17 protein-coding genes are annotated in these 14,648 nt (G+C 68.8%); 9 read left to right on the top strand and 8 right to left on the bottom strand.

The window, feature by feature from the left end; all coding sequences use genetic code 11:
• The 3 genes from C458_RS04340 to C458_RS04330 all read left to right on the top strand — a co-directional run bounded on the left by C458_RS04340 (position 1) and on the right by C458_RS04330 (position 1,381).
• Complete coding sequence (locus C458_RS04340; protein ID WP_008573538.1) at positions 1–657, top strand: hypothetical protein; 657 nt, start codon at positions 1–3, stop codon at positions 655–657.
• Positions 658–730: 73 nt separating this feature from the next.
• Complete coding sequence (locus C458_RS04335; protein ID WP_008573536.1) at positions 731–964, top strand: SelT/SelW/SelH family protein; 234 nt, start codon at positions 731–733, stop codon at positions 962–964.
• A gap of 12 nt (positions 965–976) precedes the next feature.
• Positions 977–1,381, top strand: a complete 405-nt coding sequence (locus C458_RS04330; protein WP_008573534.1) for a metal-dependent hydrolase — start codon at positions 977–979, stop codon at positions 1,379–1,381.
• Positions 1,382–1,435: 54 nt separating this feature from the next.
• Here the strand turns inward: C458_RS04330 and C458_RS04325 are convergent, their stop codons facing one another.
• Together C458_RS04325 and C458_RS04320 are read right to left on the bottom strand one after the other, a co-directional pair.
• On the bottom strand, positions 1,436–2,458 hold the full coding sequence (locus C458_RS04325; RefSeq protein ID WP_008573533.1) for an aldo/keto reductase: 1,023 nt from the start codon (positions 2,456–2,458) through the stop codon (positions 1,436–1,438).
• Positions 2,459–2,510: 52 nt separating this feature from the next.
• Positions 2,511–2,732, bottom strand: a complete 222-nt coding sequence (locus C458_RS04320; protein ID WP_008573531.1) for a hypothetical protein — start codon at positions 2,730–2,732, stop codon at positions 2,511–2,513.
• A gap of 78 nt (positions 2,733–2,810) precedes the next feature.
• Between C458_RS04320 and C458_RS04315 the strand changes: the two genes are divergently transcribed.
• The gene (locus C458_RS04315; RefSeq protein WP_008573529.1) at positions 2,811–3,809 is read left to right on the top strand and encodes a Gfo/Idh/MocA family protein; all 999 of its coding nucleotides are present in this window, start codon (positions 2,811–2,813) and stop codon (positions 3,807–3,809) included.
• 33 nt (positions 3,810–3,842) lie between these two features.
• Here the strand turns inward: C458_RS04315 and C458_RS04310 are convergent, their stop codons facing one another.
• On the bottom strand, positions 3,843–5,237 hold the full coding sequence (locus C458_RS04310) for a sorbosone dehydrogenase family protein (RefSeq protein ID WP_008573528.1): 1,395 nt from the start codon (positions 5,235–5,237) through the stop codon (positions 3,843–3,845).
• Between the two features lie 141 nt (positions 5,238–5,378).
• On the opposite strand from C458_RS04310, the gene C458_RS04305 reads away from it, so the two are divergent.
• The 3 genes from C458_RS04305 to C458_RS04295 all read left to right on the top strand — a co-directional run bounded on the left by C458_RS04305 (position 5,379) and on the right by C458_RS04295 (position 7,468).
• Positions 5,379–6,332: an ABC transporter ATP-binding protein gene (locus C458_RS04305; protein WP_008573526.1), complete on the top strand. Its 954-nt coding sequence runs from the start codon at positions 5,379–5,381 to the stop codon at positions 6,330–6,332.
• Positions 6,329–7,084, top strand: a complete 756-nt coding sequence (locus C458_RS04300) for an ABC transporter permease (RefSeq protein ID WP_007274734.1) — start codon at positions 6,329–6,331, stop codon at positions 7,082–7,084. Before C458_RS04305 ends, C458_RS04300 begins: the two co-directional genes overlap by 4 nt.
• A gap of 99 nt (positions 7,085–7,183) precedes the next feature.
• A complete protein-coding gene (locus C458_RS04295; RefSeq protein WP_008573523.1) occupies positions 7,184–7,468 on the top strand; it encodes a hypothetical protein in 285 nt (94 codons plus the stop codon).
• 95 nt (positions 7,469–7,563) lie between these two features.
• Here the strand turns inward: C458_RS04295 and C458_RS04290 are convergent, their stop codons facing one another.
• The 3 genes from C458_RS04290 to C458_RS04280 form a co-directional block, all read right to left on the bottom strand.
• Complete coding sequence (locus C458_RS04290; RefSeq protein ID WP_008573519.1) at positions 7,564–8,361, bottom strand: ZIP family metal transporter; 798 nt, start codon at positions 8,359–8,361, stop codon at positions 7,564–7,566.
• A 162-nt stretch (positions 8,362–8,523) separates the two neighbouring features.
• Positions 8,524–9,276 carry a hypothetical protein gene (locus tag C458_RS04285; RefSeq protein WP_008573518.1) on the bottom strand — a complete coding sequence of 251 codons (753 nt, stop codon included), beginning with the start codon at positions 9,274–9,276 and terminating at the stop codon, positions 8,524–8,526.
• A gap of 214 nt (positions 9,277–9,490) precedes the next feature.
• Positions 9,491–9,757 (bottom strand): hypothetical protein, encoded by a 267-nt coding sequence (locus tag C458_RS04280; protein ID WP_008573515.1) that lies wholly within the window; start codon positions 9,755–9,757, stop codon positions 9,491–9,493.
• A 207-nt stretch (positions 9,758–9,964) separates the two neighbouring features.
• Between C458_RS04280 and C458_RS04275 the strand changes: the two genes are divergently transcribed.
• The gene (locus tag C458_RS04275) at positions 9,965–12,058 is read left to right on the top strand and encodes an acetate--CoA ligase family protein (RefSeq protein WP_008573513.1); all 2,094 of its coding nucleotides are present in this window, start codon (positions 9,965–9,967) and stop codon (positions 12,056–12,058) included.
• A gap of 26 nt (positions 12,059–12,084) precedes the next feature.
• Positions 12,085–13,188 (top strand): phosphotransacetylase family protein, encoded by a 1,104-nt coding sequence (locus C458_RS04270; protein WP_008573511.1) that lies wholly within the window; start codon positions 12,085–12,087, stop codon positions 13,186–13,188.
• A 43-nt stretch (positions 13,189–13,231) separates the two neighbouring features.
• Here the strand turns inward: C458_RS04270 and C458_RS04265 are convergent, their stop codons facing one another.
• Positions 13,232–13,420, bottom strand: coding sequence for a hypothetical protein (locus C458_RS04265; RefSeq protein WP_008573510.1), 189 nt, complete (start codon positions 13,418–13,420; stop codon positions 13,232–13,234).
• A gap of 57 nt (positions 13,421–13,477) precedes the next feature.
• Positions 13,478–14,584 (bottom strand): aminopeptidase P family protein, encoded by a 1,107-nt coding sequence (locus C458_RS04260; RefSeq protein ID WP_008573509.1) that lies wholly within the window; start codon positions 14,582–14,584, stop codon positions 13,478–13,480.
• Positions 14,585–14,648 lie beyond the last annotated feature (64 nt).

Here is a 14,648-nt window from a genome sequence, read left to right as displayed (position 1 = left end):
ATGGCAACCGCATCCGCACTTCCCCGCCCCTCGCGGGACAGTCTGCTCCGCGCCGCCTTCGCCGTGAACACGACGCTGATTCTGGCGTTCGTCTACCTGCTTTTCACCGAGGCGAGCGTCGGCGCGCCGCGTTACGCCGTCTACGGCGTCGCGTGGGTCATCGTCGGCCTCTGGGTCCTGTTCGACACCGACGTGGCACCCGCCTCGACCGCGACGAAGCGCAAGGCGGCCGCCGTCGCTGTCGGCTACTTCGCGCTCCTCGCGGTCGCCGGCGGCCTCGTCACCTCGCCCGTGCCCGGCGGCACGAGCGGCGTCCGCGTCGCCTTCCTCCCGCCGGGATGGGGCCCGGCGCTCGTCTACGGCGGCGACCTGTTCAACCTCGTGCTCATGCCGGCGCGCGTGGTCGGCTACGCGGCGCTCGCGTTCCTCGTCTACGACACGGTCGTCGAGGCGGCGGGCGCGGCCGTCTCCGGCGTCGTCGGCCTGTTCTCCTGCGTCTCGTGTTCGTGGCCCGTCCTCGCGTCGGTCGCCACGAGCGTCTTCGGCGGCGGGACGGCCGTCGCGGCGACCGTGACGACGCTCTCGTACGACCTCTCGACGCTGGTCTTCCTCGTCACCGTGGTCCTGCTCCGGTGGCGACCCGGATTCGGGAAGTAATCGCGGTTTGCGCCCGCGGGCGCGCTCGCTGCCCGCCCCCTCGCTTTTACCCGCGCGCCGTGAACGTCCGGCCATGACCGAGGTCGAAATCGAATACTGCGTCCCCTGCGGCTTCCTCGACCGCGCCGAGACGCTCCAGCACGCGCTGCTCGAACAGTTCGGCGACCGACTCGACCGCGTGGCGCTCGTCACGGGCGACCACGGCGTCCTCACCGTCACCGTCGACGGCGAGCGCGTCTGGGACAAGTCGGAAGCCGAGTTCGACCCGGACCTCGTGCTCCGGCGGGTCCGCCCGCACGTCGGCTGACCGGGCCGAGCCGTGAAATCACTCGAACACGCCGCCGTCGGCGCGGTCGCCGGGGCGGCCGCCGCAGTCGCCGTGGACCCGCCGGGGAGCCTGCCGCTCCTCGTCGCCGGCGCGGTGTTCGCGAGCGTCTTCGTCGACCTCGACCACTTCGTCATCGCCCGCGTCCAGCGCGGCGACTGGGCGAACCTGCGGCTCGCGGTGACGAACCCGCGGGTCGGCCTCCTCGACCAAGAGCGAGTGTTCGAGGAGTTCGACACCGAGTTCGACCGCAAACGCCTCCTGAGCCACCACCTCGTCGGCGGCGTCGCGGTCGGCTCGCTCGCGCTCTCGGGGCTCGGGTCGCTCGCGGCGTTCCTCGCGGTCGTGCTCTACGTCCACGTCGTCTGCGACTTCCTGCGAGACCTCGAAATCGCGTGAAAAAAGCAGGCATCGGTCGAGCCGCCCGCAACCGCTCGCAGTCGCCGGTGGCCGTTAGTGGCCCCAGCGTCGGCCGTCCTCGTCGTAGCGGGCGTTCATGATGCGCTCCCACTGGTCGGTCGAGATGTCCACGTCGGCCGCGCCGACGTTCTCGTCGAGCTGGTCGGTCGTCCGCGCGCCGACGATGGGGACGACCGTCGCCTCGGGGTAGTCCATCAGCCAGCGGAGCGCGACCTGCGCGGGGCTGGCGTCGACCTCGTCGGCGACGGCGCGAATCTCGTCGAGCACCTTCCAGCCGCGCTCGGAGACGTAGAACCGGTCGAAGCGCTCGTCGAACGAGCCGCGCGCGCCGTCGGGCGCGACGTACTCGGTCGGGTCGTCGGGGTCGGCGCGCTCGTATTTGCCCGTGAGGAAGCCGCCCGCGAGCGGCGAGTACGGACAGACCGCGATGTCCTGGTCGCCGCACACGTCGAGGTAGTCTTTCACGTCCTCGTAGTAGCCGGCGTGGAACAGCGGCTGTGTCACGTCGAACCGGGCGTAGTCGTGCACGTCGGACTTCCACAGCGCCTTCGTGAGCTGCCACGACGCCATCGTGGACGCGCCGAGGTAGTTGACCTTCCCCTCCTCGACGAGGCCGTTGAGCGCCCGAAGCGTCTCCTCGATGGGCGTCTCCTCGTCCCAGCGGTGGATGTAGTAGAGGTCGAGGTAGTCGGTGTCGAGGCGGTCGAGCGTGCCCTCGATCTGGTTGCGGATGTGGGTCCGCGAGAGGCCGCGCCCGTTGGGGTTGTCCTCGTCGAACGGGAAGTACACCTTCGACGCGAGCACGTAGTCCTCGCGGTCGCGCTCGGCCAGCCAGTTGCCGATGTACTCCTCGGACGTGCCGTTCGGATTCCCGTAGACGTTGGCGGTGTCGATGAAGTTCCCGCCGCGCTCCTCGAACGCGTCGAGGAGTTCGTGGGCCTCCTCCTCGTCGGTCTCGAGGACGCCGCTACTCTTCCGACCGAATCGCCACGTACCGAAGCACAGTTCCGAGACGCGGGTACCGGTCGACCCGAGTCGTCGATAGTCGAGGCTCATGGTCGACCCCACGACGGCCGGCGACTAAAGGATGCGAGTAGCGGCGAGGCGTTCACCGTTTTCCGTCGGCGTCGGGCGATTCGGCGGGGGCCACGTCCGCCGCGAGCAGGTCGCGCGCGACCGGCCCGCCGCTGAGCGCGAGCGCGAGGAGGAGAACTCCGACCCCGACGGTGACGTATCTCTGCGACAGATTCGCGGCGAGGGCCGTAACGTGGAGGGCCACACCGACCAACGCGAGTACGACGGCGAATCGCCGGAGGACTGCGTCGTCCATGGCCGACCCACGCCCGTCCCCGGGAATCCCTTGCGACTCGCCCGCACGCTTTTGCGGCTTCCGCGCGACTGATACGCCATGTTCAGAGTCGCAGGTATCGGCCTCGGAAACCTCGGGATGCTGGAGTGCCGCCTCCTCAACGAACTGGAGGGGGTGCGCGTCGTCGCCGGCGTCGACCCCGCCGACGAGGTGCGCGCGCGGTTCGGGGACGAGTTCGACGTGCCGACCTACGAGACGACCGCGGAACTGCTGGACGCCGAGTTCCTCGACGCGGTGACCATCGCCTCGCCGCACGCCGAGCACTTCGACCAGGCGCTCGCGGCGCTCGACGCCGACCTCCACGTCCACCTCGAAAAGCCGATGGTGACCGACCTCGGCGGCGCGCGGGCGCTCATCGACCGCGCCGAGGACCGCGGCCTCACCCTCGCGGTCGGCTACCAGCGCCACTTCGACCCGCGGTTCCACGAACTCCGGCGCGTCGTCGACAGCGGCCGCATCGGCGACCCGCACATGGTGGTCTGCCACCTCGAACAGGAGTGGATTCGCTGGACGAAAGACGAGTGGCGCGGCGACCCGTCGCTGTCGGGCGGCGGCCAACTGTACGACTCGGGGTCACACCTTCTCGACGCGATGCTCTGGGTGACGCGGTCGAAACCGATGACCGTCGCCGCGGCGGTCGACCACCGCGGCCACGATGTGGACGTGAACTCGGCGCTCGCGGTCGTCCTCGACCGCGACGGCGACCGCCTCACCGCGAGCGTGGGCGTCTCCGGCGACGGACAGAGCGTCCCCGAGCCGGGCGAGTCGCTCCGCGTCATCGGGACCGAGGGGATGGTCGCCTTCGACGGCGAGACCATCGAGGTGACGGAGAGCGGAACGACCTACACCGCGACGCCGCCGACGCCCGACTTCGAGGAGTTGACCCGGAAGAAGCTCCGGAACTTCGTGGACGCCGCGCGCGACGAAGCCGACCTCGCCATCCCGGCCGAGGACGCCCTGCGGGTGACCGCACTGACCGAGGCGGCCTACGAGTCAGCGACGACGGGCAGACGGGTCAACGTCGACGGCGACGCCTGAGCAGAGTGTGATTTGCGTTCTCGACTCGGGCCGTCACACGCCGGTCAGCCGGTTCAGCGCGCCCGACGACCCGGTCACGACCCCTCGGTCGCTGGTGCAGACGTACAGTTCGCCGTCGGGGTCGCGGCCGAACGCGAGGACGTTCGTCCCGCCGTCGTCGCGGTCCGCCACGGGTAGCTCCGCGATGTCCCACGGGCGCGACTCGCTCGGGCGGGCGGCGAACAGTCTGCCCTCGGACTGCCAGTCAGCGAAGACGTACGCGCCCGAGAGGTCCGGAATCGCCTCGCCGCGGTAGACGTGGCCGCCGATGACGGCCACCCCGGACGGCCCGTCGCCGCTGTGGGGGTACTCCAGCACCGGGTCGATGAGCGGCGCGCCGTCGGGCGTCTCGGTCGGGCAGTCGCCCGCGCGGAAGCAGTGTGCGCCCTCGCGGACGTTCCAGCCGTAGTTGCCGCCCGCTTCGAGCAGGTTCACCTCCTCCCACGCGCCCTGTCCCACGTCGGCGACGTAGCAGTCCTCGCCGTCGAACGAGAGCCGCCACGGGTTTCTGAAGCCCCACGCGTACTGCTCGTCGCGGCCGTCGGAGCCGACGAGCGGGTTGTCCTCGGGGATGCCGTAGGGCCGGTCGTCGTCGCCGGAGACGCCGCCGGTCGAGTCCACGTCGATGCGGAGGACGCTCCCGAGGAGGTTCCCGGTCACGTCCTGTCCGTTGCCGCCCGACACGGCGTCGTACCAGTCGTCGACGTGGCCGCGGCCCTCGTCGTTCGCGCCGCCGCCGTCGCCCGTGGCGACGTAGAGATAGCCGTCCGGGCCGAACGCGACGGCCCCGGCGTTGTGGTTCGACTGGGGTTGCGGAAGTTCGAGGAGCGTCCGCTCGGAATCTGCCGAGACGGTCGTCGCTTCGGGGTCGACCGTCAGTTCGCTCAGGACGAACGTGTGGCTGTAGTTCGAGGGCGTCCCCGACCGCCGCGGAGTGCTGTACCGGAGGTAGAGCCGCCCGTTATCGGCGAACTCGGGGTGGAAGGCGACGCCGAGGAAGCCGCGCTCGTCGTAGCCGTTGAGGTCGACGACGCGGTCGGTGATGTCGAGGTACGATTCGCTTCGCAGTCCAGAGTCGTCGTGCAACCAGATTCGACCGGGCTGGTCGACGACGAACCGTCGGCTCCCGCCGAACGCCTCGGGGATAGCCACGTCGACCGGCGAGGCGAACCCGGTCGCCACCGTCTCGTAAGCGACTTCGAGACCCGCGAGCGAGCCGTCGCCCCCTGTGTCCGCGGTCGCGGTCGAGCTATCGGTGTCGTCGGATGTCGCGTCGCCGTCAGTCGTTCCGCCAGCGCCGTCGTCGGTCGGGGCGCTCGCACAGCCCGCGAGGCCGCCCAAGAGAGCCGCGCCGGTCGCGGCGAGGAACTCGCGTCGAGACCCGTTCATGTCAACGTAGTACAGCGCGAGTGGAGTAAGGCTTGCTCCGGTCGGGGCGGGGGGGACTCCCCGCTACCCCGCCGCCCCCACAACTCGAATCGAGCGGCGATTCCGAATCTCTTACCACCCGATAGTGACGACGGGTACGACATGGACGAGGTACTCGCCGCCGACGGCCTCAGGAAGTCCTACGGCGACGTGGAGGCGCTCTCGGGCGTCTCCCTGTCGGTCGCCGAGGGGGAGGTCTTCGGCCTCATCGGTCCGAACGGCGCGGGGAAGACGACGCTGGTTCGCGCCCTCACGGGCACGACCGCGGTTGACTCGGGGTCGGCGGCCATCCTCGGGCGCGACCCGACCGAGGTGGACCGCCAGCGCCTCGGCGTCCTCCCGCAGGAGTTCCGGCCCGCGGGCCGGCTCTCCGCCCGCGAACTCGTGGCCTACTACGCGGGGCTCTACGACGACGCCCGCGACCCCGACGCGGTGCTCGACGAGGTCGGCCTCGCCGACGCCGCCGACACCTGGTACGAGAACCTCTCGGGCGGCCAACAGCGCCGCGCCTGCATCGCCCTGACGCTCGTCAACGACCCCGACGTGCTGTTCTTGGACGAGCCGACGACCGGCATCGACCCCGCGGGCCGCCGGTCGCTGTGGGGGCTCGTCGAGGACCTCGCCGCCGGCGGGACGACGGTGTTTCTCACCAGCCACTCCATGGAGGAGATAGAGCGCCTCGCCGACCGCGTGGGGCTGCTCAACGCGGGCGAACTCGTCACGGTCGGCCGGCCGGACGACCTCGTGTCCGAGTACGGCGGCGAGAGCCGCCTCGTCGTCCGAACCGACGGCGACGCCGACGCAGAGGCGACCCTCCGGTCGGTGTCGCTCCCGGCCGCGCTCGACGCGACGGTGTCGGGAGACGGCATCACCGTCCACGGCGTCGGTCCGCGCGACATCGGCGACGTGGTCGCCGCCTTCGACGACGCGGGCGTCGTCTACGAGTCGCTCGTCTGGAAACAGCCCGGCCTCGAAGAGGTGTACCTCTCTCTGACCGGCGAGCAGTTCGAGGCGGCCCGCCCCGCCGCGGCCGCCGCGGTCGGAGGTGACAGATGAGCCTCGCCGCCCGCGTCCGCTCGGAGTTCGTCGCCTCGTGGCACTCGTTCCTCCGGCGGCGGACGGCGGTCTTCTTCACGTTCTTCTTCCCCGCCATCATCGTCGTCATCTTCGGGGCGCTCGTGCAGACCCAGCCGACCGGCGGCGGCCTGTTCGCCGAGCCGAAGGAGTACTACATCGCCGGCTACCTCGCGGTCGTCGTGTTGTTCACCCCGCTGTCGCGCGTCGGCAGCACCATCGCGCGCCACCGGGAGGGAAGTCGCTTCGAGAAACTGGCGACGACGCCGCTGTCGCGCGCCGAGTGGCTCCTCGCGCACTCGCTCGTCAACGTCGTCGTCATCGGCCTCGCGGCGCTGTTGCTCCTCGCGCTGTCGGCGCTCGTGACGGGCGCGTCGATTCCGCTGACGCCCGCGACGCTCGCAATCGTCCCCTTCGTCGCGCTCGGCGTGACGCTCTTCTGCGGCCTCGGGGCCGTCATCGGGAGCGTCGCGGACTCGCAGGACGGCGTCATCGCCGCGAGCAACGCCATCGCGCTGCCCCTGTTGTTCCTCTCGGAGACGTTCGTGACGCCCGACCTGCTGCCGGCGTGGTTCGTCCCGGCGCTGAACCTCTCGCCGCTCACGTACTTCGCCCGCGGCGTCCGGGCGCTCACCTACGGCGGCGGCGACTGGCTCACGAACCTCGCGGTGCTCGCGGCCCTCGCGGTCGCCTTCTTCGCGGCGGGGACGCTGGCGATTCCGCGGACCGACTGAGGCGACTCGCGCCGCCTGCTTGCGGTGCGGGGGGATTCGGCAGCCCCCGATGCGCCCGCAAACTCAAGCCTTAACCCGCGGCCGACCCCACGTGGTGGCATGGTCGAAACTGAGACGTACACCATCGAGGGACCGGACGGAGACACCGAGGCGCTCGAACTCCCCGCGGGCCTCGTCGACATCTTCTCGGAGCAGGGCGAAGAGCCGACCGACGTCGTCGCCGACGTGGTCGTGCAGGCGTTCGCACAGCAGGCCCACGTCGTCGCGCACCACAGCGAGGACGGCGCGCCGGCCGACATCGCCGAAATCAACGAAAAGATGGAAGAGCTGTTCGAAGAGCGCTTCGGCGTCCCGCTGTCGGACGCGCTCGGCCACTCGCACTAAGTCGAAGTCGCGGGTCGCGGCTACGCGGTTTTCTCTGTCGTTCCGAGTCGAAGGAGAGAGCCGCGCGTCCGGGCCTCGTGGCGGGTCCGCCGGGGTCAGATGAACGCCAGCGGCACCATGACGGCGAAGCCGGCGGCGAGGCCGGCGAGCAGTTCGACCCGGCCGCCGCGCGGGAGGCGCTTTCCGAGTTCGAGCGCCTCGGGGATGAACTCCGTGAGGACGAGAAAGACCATCGCGCCGGCCGCGAAGCCGAAGCCGAACGGGAGGAACTCCCGGGCGATGCGGACGAAGTAGAACGCGATGACCGCGCCGATGGGCTGGGGTAGACTGGAGAAGATAGCCCACCAGACGAGCTTCCAGTTCGAGACGTTCATCGACCGCAGCGGGATGGAGATGGCGAGCCCCTCGGGGACGTTGTGAATCGAGATGGCAATCGTCATGAACACCGCGAGCAGCGGGACGACGAACCCGAACAGCTGGAAGCCGCCGTCGAGGCCGAGGTCGGCAAACGAGACGCCGACGGCGACGCCCTCGGGAAAGCTGTGGACGGTGAGGATGCCGAGAATCAACAGCAGTTTGCGGAAATCGGCCTCCTCGTACTGCTTGGGGTTGACCTCCGCGCCCTCGATGACGCGGTGGGCGACGAGGACGAGCGCGACGCCGGCGAGCATCCCGATGCCGAGTTGGAGCGGCGTCCCGTTTGCGAGTCCCTCGAAGACGAGGCCGAACAGCGACGCCGACACCATGATGCCCGAGGCGATGCCCCACAGCGCCACGTTCCAGCGGTCGCTCACGTCCGAGACGAAGAAGAACGGAATCGCGCCGACCCCGGTCGCGATGGCCGTGACGAGCCCCGCGAGAAAGACGAACGTGAGAGCGGAAAACTGGTCCATACCGGACGTAGCCACTCGGCGCCGATAAGTATTATCATATCTTAGATATTTTTGGCTTGCCTAAATATTTGAGTTGCGGGTAGCAAGCCTTAGACGGTTTAGACGGGCCAAAAACTCCGACGGGAAAATGAGATAGACATTCTGATATATTAGGCTCTGCGCTCAGTCGTCGGCCGCCGACGCGCCTTCGGGCGAGTCGCCGTCGCCGCCCATCGGGGAGACGGGCGTGGCCGCGACGGAGCGGGCCGACCCCATCCAGCGCTCGACGTTGGCCGAGACGTAGTCGCGCGCGCCGAAGGCGACCGCGCCGCCGACGCCGATGGCGAGGGCCGCGGCGATGCCCCACGCGAACGCCTGCGCGATGGTGAACAGGATGGCCACGTCGATGCCCATCGTGCTCAGACCGATGACGACGGCGGTGAAGTAGAGGAACATCCGGGTGCCGACCGCGAAGACGCTCGTGTACGGCGTCTCGGTCGCCGCGCGGGTGCGGGTGATGGCGTCACCGATGAAGTCGGCGACGACGAACCCGAGGACGATGACGAGCAGGCCGGCCACGAACGACGGCGCGTACGACGCCGCGGTCGAGACCCATTCGGAAAACAGGTCCACCGCGAGCACGTCGGCGGCCGCGAGGACGGCGATGGCGTAGACGAACCACTTGCCGAGCGTCCCGAACGCGCCCGAGACGGCCGTTTCGGTTCCGCCGAGAATCTTCCCGACGGGCGTCGCCAACACGGCCTTGTCGACTTCGACGCGGTCAGCGACCCGCGTGATGAGCCGGGCCGCGATGCTGCCGATGAACCAGCCGACGATGAGAATCAACAGCGCGCCCACGAGCCGCGGGACGAACGCGAGCACGGCGTTGGTCAACTCTGCGACGGACTCGGTCAGCGTGACTTGTAACGGGTACATTGTTGCGGGTGGAACGTCGCGCTCCCCGAAGTTAGTTAAGAATACAAGAACCGTGAATAAAATTATCTCGTAATCGGAACCCTCCGATTTCTCCGATACTCGGCAAAAACGGACGAAGCGCCGAGTCACAGGGTCGGTGCGTCACGGTTCGGTTCGTTCGGTTCGACCGTCCGGCGAGCGGGACAGTCTCTGGTTCGAGCGCGTCGGCCGCGATTTAATCTCGGCTTGATTCGTCGCCGCGGCCGCGAGAACCGGTGCGTTCATCTGCGAGATGGCCGAGCTGTGTTGCGATTTCTTCCATGGCGACGACGAGTCTGGCGGCGTACCAGATGACGACGACGATGACGACGAGAAACACCCACGCGAGGACTTGCTGGGCGATGAGAAGCGCGTAGGCGAGCGTCAGCGCGAGGAACACCGCGACGGCGACTTTCGCGCCCGCGGTCCGGTGGAGTGGCGTGTCGTCCGGTAGTGGGGACATGGCCCGTGGTTTTCAGGCGACGGAGTTATCTGTTTGGCCGCCACGGGCCGGTGGCGACACCCTCCGGCTGACGAGCGTAACCGGCCCAATTCTGTGGTATAAACCACGAACCATCCCGATTAATTGCGCTACTGTAGCGTGCCACCAAAGGCCGAGAGACCGCCCACACCGCCGAGTTTATCAGTAAATGACGGGAACCACTAACCAATGGGAGAGCTATCCGAATTGTTCGCGCCGAACCGAATCGCGGTGGTCGGTGCGACCGAGCGCGAAGGAGCAATCGGGCGGGCAATCATGGACAACCTCATCGACGAGTTCGACGGTGAGGTCGTTCCGGTCAACCCCAAGTACGACGAACTGTTCGGCCTCCAGTGCTACGGCGACGTCGGCGAGACGGACGCCGACCTCGCGGTCATCGTCGTCCCTCCGAAGGTCGTCCTGCCGGCGATGAAGTCCGCCGGGGAGGCGGGCATCCAGAACGTGGTCGTCATCACCGCCGGCTTCGGCGAGACGGGCAGCGAGGGTGCCGCCCGCGAGCAGGAACTCCGCGACATCGCGGAGGAGTACGACCTCAACGTCGTCGGCCCGAACAGTCTGGGCATCATGAACACGGACGTGGGCATGAACGCGACGTTCGGCCCCGACATGGCCCTCGACGGCAACATGTCCTTCATGAGCCAGTCGGGCGCGTTCATCACGGCCGTCATCGACTGGGCCAACGACGAGGACATCGGCTTCAAGGACATCGTCTCGCTGGGCAACAAGGCCGTCCTCGACGAGGCCGACTTCATCGAGGCGTGGAACGACGACCCCGACACCGAGGTCATCATCGGCTACCTCGAAGGCATCTCGGCGGGCCGCGAGTTCATCGACTCCGCCCGCGACGTGACGAAAGACACGCCCATCGTCCTCGTCAAGTCCGGCAAGACCGACGCCGGCGCGCAGGCCGCCTCCTCGCACACCGGCACCATCGCCGGCTCGGACGCCGCCTACGAGGCCGGCCTCGAACAGGCGGGCGTCATCCGCGCGGACTCCGTCCAGCACCTGTTCGACACCGCCCGCGTGCTGGGCGACCAGCCGCTGCCCGAGAACAAGGACGTGGCCGTCATCACGAACGCCGGCGGCCCCGGCGTCATGACGACCGACGCCATCGGCGAGTCGGAACTGCGGATGGCCGACTTCACCGACGAGACGCTCGAAGCCTTCTCCGAGTCGCTCCCCGCCGAGGGGAACATCTACAACCCGGTCGACATCGTCGGCGACGCCGACAACGCCCGGTTCAAGGAGGCCCTCGACGTGGCGCTCGCGGACGACAACGTCGGCATGGCGCTCGTCTTGACCTGTCCGACGGCCGTCCTCGACTACAACCAACTCGCCGCCGACACCGTCGAACTCCAACAGGAGTACGACAAACCCATCGCCGCCTGCTTCATGGGCGGCGAGCGCGTCGACGCCGCGTCCGACGTGATGAAAGACGCCGGCATCCCGAACTACTTCGACCCCTCGCGCGCCGTCGACGGCCTCGAAGCCCTCTCGGAGTACGCCGACATCCGCCAGCGCGAGTACGACGCGCCCACCGAGTTCGACGTGGACCGCGAGCGCGCCCGGGAAATCCTCGAAACCGTCGAGGACCGCGACGAGACCCGTCTCGGCGTCGAAGCGATGGAACTGCTCGACGCCTACGGCATCGAGACGCCGGCCGGCGACATCGTCGACGACCCCGCCGACGCGCTCGAAGTCGCGGAGGACATCGACGGCAACGTCGTGATGAAAATCGTCAGCCCGGACATCCTCCACAAGTCCGACATCGGCGGCGTCAAGGTCGGCGTCGCAAACGAGGACGTCTACGACGCCTACGAGGACCTCATCACCCGCGCGAAGAACTACCAGCCCGACGCCAACATCCTCGGCGTGCAGGTCCAAGAGATGGTGAACCTCGACGACGGCGTCGAGACCATCGTCGGCATGAACCGCGACCCGCAGTTCGGCCCGCTCATGATGTTCGGCCTCGGCGGCATCTTCGTGGAAATCCTCGAAGACACGACGTTCCGCGTCGCGCCCGTCTCCGAGACGGAAGCGGAAGACATGACGAAGGAAATCGACGCCGCGCCGATGCTCCGCGGTGCCCGCGGGAACGACCCGGTCGACATCGGCGGCATCACGGAGACCATCCAGCGGCTCTCCCAACTGGTCACCGACTTCCCGGCCATCCTCGAACTCGACATCAACCCGCTCGTCGCGCTGCCGGACGGCGTGAAGGCCGTCGACGTTCGACTCACCGTCGACCCGGACGAACTTTAAACACTTCACCACCCTATCACTCAACAATGAACACGGTACTCGTCACCTCGACCGGAGAAAGCACCGGGAAGACCGCAATCACCCTCGCACTCGGCGTCCTCGCCAAGGAGCGCGGGCTGGACGTGGGCTACATGAAGCCCAAGGGCACCCGCCTGCAGTCCAGCACCGGAAAAACCCTCGACGAGGACCCGATGCTCGCCCGCGAACTGCTCGACATCGATGCGGAGATGCACCAGCTCGAACCCGTCGTCTACTCCCCGACGTTCATTCAGGGAGCCGTCCGCGGCAAGGAAAATGCCGAGGAGCTTTCGGAGGTCATCTCCCACCACTTCGAGGACATCTCGGCCGACAAGGACCTGATGCTCGTCGAGGGCGGCGGCTCCTACCGCACCGGCGGCATCGTGGACCTCACCGACGGGGACGTGGCGAACCTCCTCGACGCCGAGGTCGTCCTCGTCGCCGACTACCAGCACCCGAGCGACCTCGACGACGTGGTCGCGGCGGTCGAAGACATCGGCCCCGACCGCCTCGCGGGCGTCGTCTTCAACCGCGTGAGCGACGCTGCCTACGACGAACTCGAAACCGAGGTCGCGCCGTTCCTCGAAGCCCGCGGCGTCCCCGTCCTCGGCGTCGTCCCGACCGAAAAGGACCTCGCGGGCGTCACCGTCGAGGAACTCGCGAACGAACTCGGCGCGGACCTCGCGACCGACGCGCCGACCGACGCCTTCGTCGAGCGCTTCCTCGTCGGCGCGATGGGCGGCGACGCGGCGCTCCGCTACTTCCGCCGCACGAAGAACGCCGCGGTCATCACCGGCGGCGACCGCGCGAACATCCAGCGCGCCGCGCTCGAAGCCCCCGGCGTCAAATGTATCATCCTCACCGGCGGCCACCGACCCGTCGGAGCCGTCATCGGCAAGGCCGAAGAGAAAGGCGTCCCGGTGCTGCTCGTCAACGGCGACACGCTCTCCGTGACCGACCGCGCCGAGGACATCGTCAGCACGGGCCGCACCCGCGACGAGCGAACGGTCAACCGGATGCGCGACCTGCTGTACGAACACGCCGACATCGACGCCATCATCGGGAACATCGAACCGTCCGGTGACGGCGCGGCCGACGGCGACGACGAGTAACGACCGACGCGTCGGCATCGACTGCTTTTTTCGGGATTCGGACTCAGACCCCGTTCTGTCCACCCTCGCGCCTATCGAGATAGTCGTTGACGAGCGACGGCGCGCCGACGCCGACGCCGAGGAGCGCGAAAAATGAGAGGACGAACTGTCCGGTAGCCGCTTCGACGAGGTAGGCAACCGGGAGGGCGGCGAGGACGAACCCGGTGACGACGAGCGTCTGTCGGGAGACCATACGCCCGCTACGGTGGTCAGGAAGTTAATAGTTCCAGGTCACGTTACCAGTGCCCGGTCAGCAGCGCCAGCCGCGGTCGGTGTCGTTCAGGAGTTCCGCGCCGTCGTCGGTGACGACGACGAGGTCCTCGATTCGGACGCCGAACTCGTCGGGGAGGTAGACGCCCGGTTCGACGCTGAAGACGTTCCCGACCTCGAGTTCGCGGTCGCTTCCGGCGACGATGTAGGGCTCCTCGTGCACGTCGAGGCCGACGCCGTGGCCGGTCCGGTGGATGAAGCGGTCGCCGTAGCCCGCCTCCTCGATGACCTCGCGGGCCGCGCGGTCGACGTCGCCGGCGGCGACGCCGGGTTCGACGGTCTCGACGGCGGCGGTTCTGGCGGCCTGCACGACGCCGTGGACCTCCGCGAACGCCGCGGGCGGCTCGCCGGCGAAGACGACGGTTCGGGTCTGGTCGCTCGGGTAGTGGTCGACGACGGTCCCGAAGTCGAGGACGACCGGGTCGCCAGACTCGATGACGCGGTCGCCGTGGCTGTGGTGGGGCATCGCCCCGTTCGGGCCGGAGCCGACGAGCGGGCCGAAGGGAATCCCCTCGCCGCCCTCGTCCGCGAGGAGGCGCTCGATTTCCGCGGCGAGTTCGTTCTCGGTCATGCCGACGGCGTCCTCACCCATGTCGCGGACGCGCTCGACCGCGCGGTCGACGGCCGCCCCGGCGCGGCGGAGCGCGTCGAGTTCGGCGTCGTCCTTCCGCGCGCGAAGCGGGGCGACGACCTCGCTCGCCAGCCCGAAGTCGGCGTCGGGGAGCGCCGCCCGGAGGTCCTGCGAGAAGCGCGCCCACATCGTGTCGTCGACGAGGACGCGGCCGCCGGCGAGGCCGAGGTCCGAGACGATGTCCGCGAGGGCGTCCCGCGGGTCGTCGTCGTCGCTCCACGTTCGCACGTCAGCGACCCACGACTCGGCGCGGACCTGCGTCTCGTAGAGGTCGGGGACGAGAAACGCCGGCGCGCCCTCGCGGGGGACGAAAAGCAGCAGGTGGCGCTCTGCGGGTTCCTCGTCGAAGCCCGAGAGGTACAGCAGGTTTCGGCTGGGGAACAGCACGGTCGCGTCGGCGTCCGCGTCGGCCAGTCGGTCCTGACACGCGCGGGTCCGTCGTTCGAAGGGCGTCATGCGAGTCGATACGAGCGCCGGGGGAAAAGCGTGGGCGGTCCGCGAGCGCGGCGGGTCGCCAGCC

Origin of the sequence: Haloferax sp. ATCC BAA-644 (genome assembly GCF_000336975.1) — an archaeon.
GTDB classification, from domain to species: Archaea; Halobacteriota; Halobacteria; order Halobacteriales; family Haloferacaceae; genus Haloferax; species Haloferax volcanii.
Note: the sequence above shows the minus strand (reverse complement) of the source record. Positions and strands in the feature narration are given on the sequence as shown.

Coding starts and splice junctions, on each gene's coding strand:
- C458_RS04275 (WP_008573513.1), top strand. CDS start 9,965: ATGGGAGAGCTATCCGAATTGTTCGCGCCGAACCGAATCGCGGTGGTC.
- C458_RS04270 (WP_008573511.1), top strand. CDS start 12,085: ATGAACACGGTACTCGTCACCTCGACCGGAGAAAGCACCGGGAAGACC.
- C458_RS04300 (WP_007274734.1), top strand. CDS start 6,329: ATGAGCCTCGCCGCCCGCGTCCGCTCGGAGTTCGTCGCCTCGTGGCAC.
- C458_RS04265 (WP_008573510.1), bottom strand. CDS start 13,420: ATGGTCTCCCGACAGACGCTCGTCGTCACCGGGTTCGTCCTCGCCGCC.
- C458_RS04320 (WP_008573531.1), bottom strand. CDS start 2,732: ATGGACGACGCAGTCCTCCGGCGATTCGCCGTCGTACTCGCGTTGGTC.
- C458_RS04305 (WP_008573526.1), top strand. CDS start 5,379: ATGGACGAGGTACTCGCCGCCGACGGCCTCAGGAAGTCCTACGGCGAC.
- C458_RS04310 (WP_008573528.1), bottom strand. CDS start 5,237: ATGAACGGGTCTCGACGCGAGTTCCTCGCCGCGACCGGCGCGGCTCTC.
- C458_RS04340 (WP_008573538.1), top strand. CDS start 1: ATGGCAACCGCATCCGCACTTCCCCGCCCCTCGCGGGACAGTCTGCTC.
- C458_RS04285 (WP_008573518.1), bottom strand. CDS start 9,276: ATGTACCCGTTACAAGTCACGCTGACCGAGTCCGTCGCAGAGTTGACC.
- C458_RS04335 (WP_008573536.1), top strand. CDS start 731: ATGACCGAGGTCGAAATCGAATACTGCGTCCCCTGCGGCTTCCTCGAC.
- C458_RS04280 (WP_008573515.1), bottom strand. CDS start 9,757: ATGTCCCCACTACCGGACGACACGCCACTCCACCGGACCGCGGGCGCG.
- C458_RS04290 (WP_008573519.1), bottom strand. CDS start 8,361: ATGGACCAGTTTTCCGCTCTCACGTTCGTCTTTCTCGCGGGGCTCGTC.
- C458_RS04295 (WP_008573523.1), top strand. CDS start 7,184: ATGGTCGAAACTGAGACGTACACCATCGAGGGACCGGACGGAGACACC.
- C458_RS04260 (WP_008573509.1), bottom strand. CDS start 14,584: ATGACGCCCTTCGAACGACGGACCCGCGCGTGTCAGGACCGACTGGCC.
- C458_RS04325 (WP_008573533.1), bottom strand. CDS start 2,458: ATGAGCCTCGACTATCGACGACTCGGGTCGACCGGTACCCGCGTCTCG.
- C458_RS04315 (WP_008573529.1), top strand. CDS start 2,811: ATGTTCAGAGTCGCAGGTATCGGCCTCGGAAACCTCGGGATGCTGGAG.